14 protein-coding genes are annotated in these 11,580 nt (G+C 47.7%); all 14 read right to left on the bottom strand.

Annotated elements, in window-relative coordinates; translation table 11 throughout:
• The coding region (locus ACMGDE_RS19470) for a DUF6443 domain-containing protein (protein WP_436834509.1) at positions 1–431 on the bottom strand (431 nt) is incomplete at its 3' end.
• A gap of 12 nt (positions 432–443) precedes the next feature.
• A complete protein-coding gene (locus tag ACMGDE_RS19465; protein WP_436834508.1) occupies positions 444–3,788 on the bottom strand; it encodes an RHS repeat domain-containing protein in 3,345 nt (1,114 codons plus the stop codon).
• Positions 3,789–3,814: 26 nt separating this feature from the next.
• Positions 3,815–4,504 (bottom strand): hypothetical protein, encoded by a 690-nt coding sequence (locus ACMGDE_RS19460; RefSeq protein ID WP_436834507.1) that lies wholly within the window; start codon positions 4,502–4,504, stop codon positions 3,815–3,817.
• 19 nt (positions 4,505–4,523) lie between these two features.
• On the bottom strand, positions 4,524–5,330 hold the full coding sequence (locus ACMGDE_RS19455) for a hypothetical protein (RefSeq protein WP_436834506.1): 807 nt from the start codon (positions 5,328–5,330) through the stop codon (positions 4,524–4,526).
• 22 nt (positions 5,331–5,352) lie between these two features.
• On the bottom strand, positions 5,353–6,243 hold the full coding sequence (locus tag ACMGDE_RS19450; protein WP_436834505.1) for a hypothetical protein: 891 nt from the start codon (positions 6,241–6,243) through the stop codon (positions 5,353–5,355).
• A 522-nt stretch (positions 6,244–6,765) separates the two neighbouring features.
• Positions 6,766–7,212, bottom strand: a complete 447-nt coding sequence (locus tag ACMGDE_RS19445) for a hypothetical protein (RefSeq protein ID WP_436834504.1) — start codon at positions 7,210–7,212, stop codon at positions 6,766–6,768.
• A 53-nt stretch (positions 7,213–7,265) separates the two neighbouring features.
• Complete coding sequence (locus ACMGDE_RS19440; protein WP_436834503.1) at positions 7,266–7,682, bottom strand: hypothetical protein; 417 nt, start codon at positions 7,680–7,682, stop codon at positions 7,266–7,268.
• Positions 7,683–8,151: 469 nt separating this feature from the next.
• Positions 8,152–8,568, bottom strand: coding sequence for a hypothetical protein (locus ACMGDE_RS19435; protein WP_436834502.1), 417 nt, complete (start codon positions 8,566–8,568; stop codon positions 8,152–8,154).
• A gap of 60 nt (positions 8,569–8,628) precedes the next feature.
• Positions 8,629–8,796: a hypothetical protein gene (locus tag ACMGDE_RS19430; protein WP_436834501.1), complete on the bottom strand. Its 168-nt coding sequence runs from the start codon at positions 8,794–8,796 to the stop codon at positions 8,629–8,631.
• A gap of 406 nt (positions 8,797–9,202) precedes the next feature.
• Positions 9,203–9,682 (bottom strand): hypothetical protein, encoded by a 480-nt coding sequence (locus ACMGDE_RS19425; RefSeq protein ID WP_436834500.1) that lies wholly within the window; start codon positions 9,680–9,682, stop codon positions 9,203–9,205.
• Between the two features lie 66 nt (positions 9,683–9,748).
• Positions 9,749–10,108, bottom strand: coding sequence for a hypothetical protein (locus ACMGDE_RS19420; protein WP_436834499.1), 360 nt, complete (start codon positions 10,106–10,108; stop codon positions 9,749–9,751).
• A gap of 83 nt (positions 10,109–10,191) precedes the next feature.
• Positions 10,192–10,746, bottom strand: coding sequence for a hypothetical protein (locus tag ACMGDE_RS19415; RefSeq protein WP_436834498.1), 555 nt, complete (start codon positions 10,744–10,746; stop codon positions 10,192–10,194).
• Positions 10,747–10,760: 14 nt separating this feature from the next.
• The gene (locus tag ACMGDE_RS19410) at positions 10,761–11,141 is read right to left on the bottom strand and encodes a hypothetical protein (protein WP_436834497.1); all 381 of its coding nucleotides are present in this window, start codon (positions 11,139–11,141) and stop codon (positions 10,761–10,763) included.
• A 53-nt stretch (positions 11,142–11,194) separates the two neighbouring features.
• Entirely contained in the window at positions 11,195–11,578 is a 384-nt protein-coding gene (locus ACMGDE_RS19405; RefSeq protein WP_436834496.1) for a hypothetical protein, read from the bottom strand.
• Between the last annotated feature and the right edge of the window lie 2 nt (positions 11,579–11,580).

Here is an 11,580-nt window from a genome sequence, read left to right as displayed (position 1 = left end):
CGGTGCTGGCGCCCGAAGGCGTCGTACTCCACGGGCGTCACCACGTCCCGCTGGTTCGGGGCGGCCTTCACCCCGACTGTCTGGATCTCCCTGCCCAGCCCGTCGTAGTACGTGATGTCCCGCAGCGCCTCGGCGACCGTGGGTGCCGTCGGCGGCGTGTTCCCGAAACCCCGCAGGTACACCGTCTTCTGGATGTAGTTCTGGTTCGCGCTCGCCGCATTGCCAAGCGCCGCCGCCGCAGGGGCGATCCACGCACGGAAGTTGCCCGTGCTCTGGAAGCCAGGAGAGAGCGTGATGGTGGTCGGCGCCGTGTACTCCCCCGTGGCCCCCGGCTTGTTCAGCGCCAGCTGGGCATGCACGGCCTGTGAAAAAAGCGTGAGCAGCAACACGGCAGCCGCCGCGGATGGGTATTGATGTCTTTTCGTTTCCATGTCCGTATCGGTTTAGGGCCGGTAATTGTATTTGTACTCCTCGATGATGTTGCCGAAATGGTCCTTCACCCGCCACAATCGGCCGAACCCGTCGTACTCGTAGCTCAGCTTCCGGCCCGAAGGATCCACCTGAGTGGTCATGCCCCCCAGCGGATCGTACGTCAGGATGGTCACTTCCGCCTTTTTCACCGAGGTGTGGTTCCGTATCTTTGCCAGCTCAGCCAGCCTAGTGGCTTCCTCGGCATTCAGGTTTTCCAGCACCGTCTGGCTGAAGTTCGTTGCCACTGTGGCCGCCCTCGTCGCATTGCGCACCTCTGCCACGGGAAACCTACCCCGATAGCCCCACACCAGGCTCACCGGCACACCGTCTGCCGGTGTATACTGCAACGGATTGCCCTTTGCGTCATATTCATCGTATTTAAGCTTCACCTTATACCGTGAATCCCGCGTGTATGAACCGTTGCTGCCCGTACCGGGCGGCAGCTGTCCCTGTGCACGGTTGCTGAACTTGAACGACGCCAATGGCACCGGGTTCGGCGACTCCAGCTGCCACACCTCGTCGATCAGGCCCTTTGCGCCTAACACGTAGGTGGTGTTACTGCCAGAGAGGATCGTCTGCGTGGTGCCCACCTCCCGGTACCGCACCTCCTCGACGGGGTAGCCCACAAGGAAACTGGTTTTCATCTCCCCGATGAAGCCCGTGGTGTTCGAATAGTCGTGGGGATAAAGGGTGTGGGTCACCTCCACGCTGCCGTCGCTCGCCGAGCGCCGTATACGGTTGGGCTGGAGGTGCGTCACGTTATCGTACCCGTATTCTTCTGTCGTGATCACCGGGTTACCCTCCGAACGGAATTCCCGCGTGGTCCGCACTTCCGGATACACCCATTTGCGTACGACCGTATACCGCATAACGTCATAAGGTGCGAATTGCGACGCCGCCGGTGGATTGGAAACGTATGACACCGGCCAGTTGCGCCGTACCGAAAAACAATCGAGTTCCAGGTTCAGCCGTTCATCCGTCCTGTAATCGGTGATCACCTCGCGAACCATCTGCACGGTATAGTTACCAGACGTGCCTCCCGTGGTCACAAATGTGGTGGCCGCCCGTTCCAGTCCCGGATCATGGCCATAGTTCGCTATCGGGACACCGGGAATCGTTCTCCCGCGTACCAGCGTAGGGTTGAATCCGGGTGCGCCCAGGTACTGGTATTCCGTACCGCCATTGGCCCAGCTATCGTTATCCACCACGATGACGTGCGTATAATAAATATGCCCGCCGGAAAGATACTCGAGGGAATACACCGGAGTGGAATACGCCGCCTTGTAAACACACTGTGCCACCATACCTCCAACGTCCACACCGCACTGCGCACCGTCTACCAGATCGGAATAGAAGTCGTTGGCCCGCGCGGTCTCCCTCAGCCTGCCGGACGACTGGGTTTGCGACGCCAGGGCGGCATAAATGTATTTCCTGGTTTCTGCCGAGCCCACCAGGGGCGTCGATATTGCCCGGGCTATCCGTACACCCCCGGCCTGGAAATTGGCGGTAGTGCTGGTGCCCTGCGGCAGGTAGCTGAAGCCCAGGTTGCCCAGCGCGGCTTCACCGAACGCACTGAACTCGATCCGGTACGTACCCGAAGACAGCAACACACCCGGAGCGATGGACTGCCCGATCTGAATGATGCTGTTGTGGATCTGCGTATTACTTGCATTATATATCCGTAGAATAGCATGCTGGTGGATCTGATCGTTGGTGCCCGTGCCGCTATAGTCGCACGAAGCATTGAATATAACGTTTTGTGCGCTCGTGATGGTGACGTTTACCGTTACATTAGTTTCGCCCGAAAACCCGATCCCCTGTACAGACCGCTGCACCTGCGTAGGTGTGGCCGACTCCGACCGCGTTTCATAGATGGTATTGGCCTCGTAGATCAGGCTGTCGCTCCCCCCTGTCGGATACGTGATCCGGCTGAGCAAGCCATAGTGGGCAAAGGCGCCGTCGGGCGTCCGGTCGGCCATGCTGGTCGGAAAAAGCGGCTGCAGGGAAACATCCGTGCTCCGCGGCACAAGGCCCGTGTTATTCTTCCCATTGAAATACCCCCAGTAATCCTGCGCATAGGCAAGCCTTGGAGCCAGGGCATTCTTGTTATAATAGCTCAACACATGCCGTTCCTCGGCCATGCCTGTGGCCGCTTTCGTGACCCGTATCAAAAACGGCCGTTGCCTTAGGGCACCGGTCAGGTCATTGGGATAATTGTATGAATTATTGGTACTGTTTTCATAAAGCAGATTGTACTGAAAATAAGGGACAGTAGCCGAGCCGTCCTTTCTCCTGCGAAAAGCCACCTGGCTCACCAGCGAGTCGCCCACCACGTCGGGCCGGCCCGTATATGAAAAGTTGACACGCAGGAAGTCTGACGTTATTGCTTTTAAGATAACCCCCTGGCTTCTCAGGTTACTCACGCAGATCTGGTTTTCGGTCCGAAGCGGGCAGTTCGAACCCGGACACGCGGGGGTCGACAGGGTCGACTGTGGTGTACGGATGACGGTCTGTGACACCTCAGCGGAATAGTCGAAGTTACAGGGAACATAATCAAATGTCACCACATCGCCGTTCGGATTCGTCACGCTCTTGAGGTACCAGGCTGTGGGAATAAAGGCGTCATAGTTCTTTCCACAAATTGTCCCCGTCGGCACGGTCCTTGTCTTTTCCGTAGCCATGCTGCCGCCAAAGTAGTAAATGGTACCCTTCGGGTCAATGACGCGGAACGTCCAGTCCCCCTGCGTCAGGTTGAAGTTGGGTTCCACCTTCAGCGGCACGGCATTCAGCATGATCACCTGCGTCTTCTGCGTCTGGTTCAGGATGAACTTCCCTGAAAATTCGCCGAAGTTGAAGCTGAACACATCCGGCTGCGAATCGTAAAGGTTGCCATTCGTTACATTGTCCAGGTAGGTATACACCTGGCTGGTATTGCTCGCCAGGTCTGCCGGCGGCACCTGCCAGGTAGCCGTTTCATCCGGCGAATCATACACGCTGCGGGTAATCACGCCCCCCGCCTGGAGCGTCCAGGACATACCGACACGCGAAGCGATCTGGCTAAGCTTGATGCCATTCCCCGATTGGTAGGCAAGCGATATAGGGATGGATATGCCGCCGCTTCGGGCTTCGCCCAGCGGAATACTTGCCGATACCGATCCGCTGGACATCGTCACCGGCAGGCCACTATAGCGCGTCAGTTCAAACGCGTTTGGTGCAGGAGGCAGGATATTCATCTGCGCCAGTGCGCTCATGGGTTGCTGCGTCGCGGGCTGGCCCAATACCGCCTGCGCCAGCAATAACAGGGGTAAGCATTGCATACAAATGATTCGCATAGAAGTAGTCGTTAAGGTGTCTTAAAATTAGTGTTTGCCTGCATGGCTTTGGTCACCCGAAGCAAATCAAGCCGCGTTTGCGCGGATTCCTGCTTCAGCAGCTCGTATCCCGCATGCAGCGAATCATACCGTTGCCTGAGCTCCAGTTCAGCCTTTCGTTGGTCGATCAAATGCAGCGTCAGCTCCTCCACCTTTTTCAGCAGCAGCAGGTTCATCTCCGCCAGGTCCAGACCGTCCTTTTCGATATCCGCCGCTGAAGGAATCTCCGGCAGGTGCTTATGTTTCTTTACGTAGGTTTCGATTTCATCCAAAGTAGGCAGGTCATAATCCGGCTCAAACACATAATCCGGCACGGAGATGTCCGTCTTTACCTTCACCTCTTTGGCTAGAATGTTGCCGTTTACCGCGAGTTTGGCTTGGGGAGTGGTGGTGCCGATGCCTACTTTTCCGTCATTCTCCACCGTGAACACCACATTCTCGTTCGCTGTGACCGTACCGCTGGACAGCCGGAGTATAGGCTGTGTGGTGTTTTCCTGATTGATATACACCGCCGCACCGTTACCATTACGGACAAATTGATGATAGATTGTGTTGCCCGTAGCGGTACGGAAGATGCCTGTATACGTCGTTTGGGCATTCGATGGTTCGAAGCCGATGGCAATGACCAGCATTGCAATTGTTTTTAATCCTTTGGTTATCATGTCATTCGTGTGTTGATCATTATTTCGTTTGTAATTGCATCTCTAAATTCGCAATGCGTTCATGCTGCTCCTTTGCGGATTTTTTCATCTCAATCAAATGCAGCGTCAGCTCCTCCACCTTTTCCAGCAGCTTCCGGTTCATCTCCCCAAGATCCACGCCCTCCGCGCCCACTTCCTGGGCCGAAGGCATGTCCGGCAATCGATGGTGTGCATTGATGTAAGCATCCAGTTCCATCAGCGGCATCAGGCGGTATCCATCAGCAAATACGTAGTCCGGCCAATTGGCTGTTTCCACCTTTACCTCCTTGGCGCGCACACGGCCATTCACTTCGATGCCGCCGTGCCGGAATTCCGCCTGGATACCGTTGGTGTTATAGCCACGGATCAGCCAACTCAGGGTGCTGCCGTCGTTTGAATACTGGCGCATGAATTGCCCGCTTGCATTGGATGCTACTTCGGTGTAGCTCGAACTGTTACCGCTCCAGCGTGATGAGCCATCTTGATTTAGCCGGTATATTTCATCACCTGTCGAGTTTCGCCACTGGGCATACATCCCCGCTTTCTGTAGGTCAAAAAGCAGCCGGTCATTGGTATTGAATATCCGGGCCTCCCCAGAACCGTTCGAAGTGGCAAACCGGATATATCCGCCGTTGGTGGTTGATTTTCCTGTGATATCCAGAATACTGTATGAGCCGACTGTATAAGGGCTAGTCGTCCCAATGCCGGCATGGCCGTTGTCCGGAAACGTATTAGTCTCCTGTGCCTGACAAACAGTCGCTGCCAGTGCTGCAATAAAAATTAGGGCAATTGATTTCTGTATCATCATGGTATACTCAATTTATCGTTGACTAGTTGTTTTTCTTCAGCATATCCAGCTCACTGCGCATCTCAATTAAATGCAGCGTCAGCTCCTCCACCTTCTTCAGCAGCAGCAGGTTCATCTCTCCCAGGTCCAGCCCGTCCTTTTCGATATCCGCCGCTGAAGGAATCTCCGGCAGATGCTTATGTTCCTTTACATAGGTTTCGATTTCTTCCAGCGTAGGCAGGTCATAATCCTCCTCAAACACGTAGTCCGGCACGGAGATGTCAGTCTTCACTTTCACCTCTTTGGCTAGGATGTTGCCGTTTACGGCGAGTTTGGCCTGGGGAGTGGCGGTGCCGATACCGACATTGCCGTGAATGGTATAGGTCTTCGAAAATTGAGTGATGTTCAGGTTGGCCTCATACGGGGCAATATTCGTCAGTATGGCCGTATTCACCGGCGTGCCGTTCTGTTCATAGGCGATGTATTTCATGTTTTCACCGCTGGAAATTGTCCAGCCGACAAACTTGAAGCCATGATTATGGTACGGCGCGGCGTATGGCACTTCGACGGCAAGATATTTCTTGCCATTGTACATACAGGTCTTCAGTTGCCAGGATGATGCCCCGTCTATCGACACCAGATGACCGAAAATCTGCCTGTACGCAGACGATGACCGAATCTCTCCGGCATCTATGCGATTTACGGTACCAGCACTTCCCCGCATGGCCGTGATGGACCCGATGGCGTAATTGTTGGGCAGGTCCGTGCCGTTGTATGCCTCATGCAACAGGATCAGCCCCTTTGTATAATCCCCGTTGCCCGTTGTGTTGATCACGATGCTTTTGTAATCGCCCGGGGCGAGATCGGTCACCACCTGTCCCAGCCCCTGCAGGCCATGCAGCAGCAGCGCCACCGCCATCCAATTCCTAGTCATCTGTTTCATAGTATGTATAGTTGATTTTATTTGATCGGTGCTTTCAACCTCGATTTTATCATTATGGCTTCTGTGTTTTTGTTCAACGTTTGTCCACTCCGCCGCGTACGCAACTGACGCATGGCACCGCTGAACGGAATGTCCCTGCTGCCCGCACGATCCCTTCTCACTTACAAAAGCCAGTTAATCGATCTGTTGATTATTCTCCGGTTTAGGCTATTGTTTTTCCATTGTAATGTTACGAATTGGGCGGATCATTTCCAAAATAATTTATCGCTATTTTATGCAACATCAATGACCAGGCGGGTTAATTTCCACCCAAAACACAACTTGCAGTTATAAAACAACAACTAAGGATATAGCCTATCAGATAAACAACAACGCCTAGTTCAATTGAGCAAGGCATATACCGCTTATAACTCTCTCAAAATTTCCTGCAGCTGGTAAAGTCGATTGTTGTCCCAATGATAAAATAGTTTACGGACTATCAGGTCGTAGAACCGTGCCTCGTAATCTAACTAATTACCTTTTTGTAACAGCTCCTTCCACTCTCCCAAGAAAGCGATAGTCGAAACTTATGCTAAAACAGTTGGTGTCTGTATATCCTTTTAAAGTAGGAATATTGTGAGGACCTTCCGTGGGAAAATGTTCTAAAAACAGGTGTCGACTAGTGTCTAACCTATTTTCCAAAACCATGACATTCTGCATCCGGATCACCCACTCGAAACCATCCTTGTCCCAACATCCAACAACCTGATCCCCGGCTTCGCGATCAACGCTAGAAAGGTCTATCATTACGTAACCAGAATCGGGAACCTTACGATGCAAACCATTGATGATATATTTTATGTCTCCATCTGTCTTAATCGTAATTTTATTCTCTCCGTTTGGTGAAATGAACTGATAAGCGCCTGTCGTGCAACCAAAAAGGCATAATGCAAAAATTGCAGTGATTATAATATGTTTCATATAATTACGTCTGGGATTACCTCCTGTATTTCTGCCAACCCGGTAAATATGTGTTATTCAGGAAGCTTGTTATATCCCTTTTCTCGGTAACTGTGAATCAAAGTATAATATTCAGAATTTGAATAGGTTTCCTGCACAACAATTACTCCCACAGCGCCATCGCTTATGGGATTAGGAGCTAACTCACTAGATAAGACATGTAATGTATCATTACTTACTTTGTAAAATATTGTTTCATCCCAATCATAAATATAATCTCTTTCGGGATTAAATTCACGGGAATCAGACACTGATATAGCTAGCCTGTTATAATTCAACCCTCTCACGAAGTTTTTTAAGTAAACAGCTTTTTTATCTTCTATATAAACTTTCTTCACTTGAAATTCCGTCAACATCTTATTATATACAAAATAAGCGCAGAAACTAAAAATAACCAGCAAAAACACTAACAAATACAATAATTTTTTCATGGGATTTTATCTTCTTAAGTTCAACCAGTTACTCATCAGCGTCCGTAAAATTGATCAAAACTTGAATGCACTTGGGGAGCAACGATGTCATATCCTTTTTCAAAGACATACGTTTCTGCGCCTAATACGAACCCCAAGGGTCCACCGCCTTTTATAAATCCGAGTCCTAACGAAACACCACCGCCAGTGATACGATAGCCAAATCTACTTACACTTATATCACCTTATACACTCTAATACCGTCATCAATCGCTGACAATACTCCTAGTACAGTACCTCCGAAAGCAAATCCTCTTCCTATTTGTCCAATAGTTGTCATTGGAGCAGTAACTGATGTCATCGCTTCGCCGCCGAACAACGAAAGGTTACGTCTTGTCAAAAGATAGTTGCCATTTATCCCTTTACGGTAATGCGCCTTTAGACCTAATTACAACATTGTAACCACCCACATTTACGGAATCTGGCCATCCTATTGAATCAGTTCTCTATATTTTGGAGGTAACCATTCATATATCTCTTCATATTCCTTTCTATTTTGCTTAAAATGGTTCTGAAAAACAGGTGCCAGCTCAGACTTAAAACCAATTATATCTAAGGGCCGTTCATAATCGTTAGCCGAATATTTACCCCATTTTCCACTTTCACCAAAAACAAAATATTCATTCATCGACATCTCTATGAGAACAGCAGATATATAATTCCCACTTATTAACTCTTCCCACATTATGTCTACAGGAAATTTCATCCTAAACATCGGTTCATCATTTGTATATTCTTGTGTATTCTGAACAACAATAAAATATCTTTCACCGATTTGCTGCATTGCTTTTTGCAATTGCTTAAAATCCTTTTCCACAAACAAACAACCGCCATTAGTCGCCATCATTGCAAATTCAGAATAATATATTAAATCGGGCAAACGTCTACCTTGAACAAAAACTTTATCTTAGATGGGCCCCCAAACACTTAAGTATTCTTGTTCAGCCAGCCAATACTTTTGCAAATATGCTTCGGCTATCTTCTTATCTCCCCACTTATTTTCAGGTATAACCATCGAAAAATGCTTATACCAATAATCACTATAGAAATCTATATGTCTACTAAATTCTGTCATGGCGTAATTCTAAGTAGCATTGTACATTCTAATTGTAGTGCCATTCGACATCTGTACCGCACCTGATGACAATTTTGTTCCTCGGTGTGTTATTGATTTGAAGATTGCTTCAGCATTCCCTTTAACAAAACCTTGAAGTTCGCCATGTGCCCGCCCCAATTGATGCCGAACATGGTGAAAAGTAGCGCACTTAACTTTTCACCCGGGGTCGGTTCATCGCTGTATCCGTCTCCATCTTGCTGTCCGTCACTATTAAACGTCGGGAACATCCATCCGGATCAATAAATCTAATCGGATTATTAAACGTATAGTTATACGGCGAATACCGTCGCATCTGCTCCGCCAACGGATCCACACTTCCCCACATTATTGTTGATGCGAATTCTAAGAAGGCAATCGAATGTACCTATCCTGCGAATCTATTCGTTAGCGTCCAATTTTCCAATGTCCATCCTTTTTCTAATAATTCAAGTATTAAAGTATCATTCATCGACCCCCATGGGGATAGTTTCTTATGTTCTTCCGACAATTCAATAACAGTCTGGCGTTGACATGTTTCCGAATCTACGATTTGCCACCCTGGTCCAAAAGTATTCTCTGTCCTAAAGTACCTCGGAGGTTTAAAACCTGCAGGCAAAGGTTGATTGCCAATTTTTTCAGCGATTTTCCTTCTCAACGCAGCTTTTAGCGGAAATTCGTTAAAAAAGAAAGGACGATTGACAATCACATCAATCTTACCGGGTCGTTTAGGGTATAAATCATAAAAAATCTTGATTAATTCAAGGTACCTATCGTCCCTAGGTATTTCAGCGCATTGAAAATACGCCTTCATTCCTTTTTTTGTCTCAAGTTCAAAGACATCTCCCAACTCAATTTTTCTCTTCATAATTATGCGTCGCTTATTTACGATCCTGCCTTTTTCAACTTGTCTTCCCCCTTTCTATTGATAGCTCTAATATTGCAATTCCATTTCTTTATTAGATATAAATGATATATGCACTTTATTGGTAACGCAATTAATAAAATCAAGTTCTTCACTATCCAAATCTAAACCAATACCTGCATTATTCGTTTCAATCCATATCCACAAGCTAATTTCAAAACTTGGGCTCTCCTTGTATTTTCTCAAAGTATCGACGTTTAGGGAAAAAGTACCAATAACTTGATTAGTCCTTGGACTAACCAAATCTCCATTATTCAGTATCTTACCGTGAAAATCCGATCTCAGCCCTAAATCTTTTTTCAAACCTTCTATCGCAATTTTCCCTTGTTCTTTCGTTAAGAAGGTATTCCTCGTTATCGACGCGCTCATACGCGACTTCAAGGCAAGGAAGGCCTGCTCACAGTAACCAAAAAGCCCGGCGCGTGGCCGGGCTTGAACTTTTGTAAAGGCATTTATCGATTATCAACAGATATTACCTCGGCATCCGCAGATTGATTTGACAGGTTATCAATAAAAGTTCTTATATTTTTTTTGTTCCAACCATACGAGATAACCGAGATGAATATCGCCTCTGGGTTACATATACTATTGATCAGTATCCGGTCGCCCTCCCGTTTGATGGTAATCAGTTCGCCCCAGCTTGCCGACCAATTCCAATCCCGATAGGCTCTTACATAACCTTTTCTTTTCGCTACGATCTTCCATTTCAATTCTTCGGACGTCTTCTTCAATGCTTTGTCAAATGCTTCATTAGTGCAGGGTATATTGAACTCTCTGAACCTTAACCTGCGTTTTTGAATAAAGTAAAACAATATAGACAGCGCTACAAAAGCCAGAGACACTGTCACCAATTCCGATGGATTTCTAACCCCATCATATTTCCGCAGCATATAGTAATTTAACAAATCCCAAGCTTCCAACAGTGGGACTATCAAAAGAAATGGAACTATAGAGTAATGCCAACAAAGCTGGGAAAAAGATAACTTAATTTTTTCTGTTTTGCTCATCTATCCGTGTTACATTAGCGCCTTATTCCTAAAAATCGCTGTGCCGGAAGCCTGACATTTTCATGATAACCGGGTATGTTTGTAATTGCACGACCAATTTCCCAACCAACGCCCCAAGCAGCTCCATAAGTACCGCCAAATGTCGAAATTAAGTTTGACCCCTGTTCAAGCATATATTGTCCCGTATTCATTTCTCCGGCCTTATACTGCGTTCTCAAACCATATGCACTAAAGGCACCCCCATGTGCGTTCTTCCCTCCCGTATACTGATTTCCATTGAATTTTTGGCTGTAGGTTTTCCATTGATGCAGACTGTACCAGGTATTCTTATTGAACATTTTATTGCTCGCTCTTTCCAATCCATAACCCAGGAAAGAAAGATAAAAGCTCTTCATATCCCCCGATTGGCATGTCTCTGTACTCAATGTGCTTCCCAAAATCAGTTATTTTACTTGCAGTCGGCTAAAACTACCATCTTGTAATCCGCTGCCCAGAAAAGCAAAGAGATAATAGATAAAGTAATTACGAGAACAATAATAATAGAGACTCGATGGTTGTCGAAAAACTTGGGCTTCTCTTTGACAATTGCAGTTCCCTTACCTTTCCGTCCATAGTAGTTAAAATTTGCTATTAGTAAAACACCAACTACTAGTAACTTATACCAAATCTCTGAAGGTATGGTGCAGCACAGATGAACAATCAAAAAATCAATTAGATAATTGATTAGAAAACCTTCCATCGCACTCAACACCAAAATCACCACAAAATGCGGTTCTGATTGTACCAATACTTTAGAGTAAAATCGGTAGTAGTAGTAATAGAACACTTTCATAG

Source organism: Parapedobacter brassicae, assembly GCF_051400755.1.
Taxonomy (GTDB): domain Bacteria; phylum Bacteroidota; class Bacteroidia; order Sphingobacteriales; family Sphingobacteriaceae; genus Parapedobacter.
This window is presented reverse-complemented; position numbering and strand designations above follow the sequence as displayed.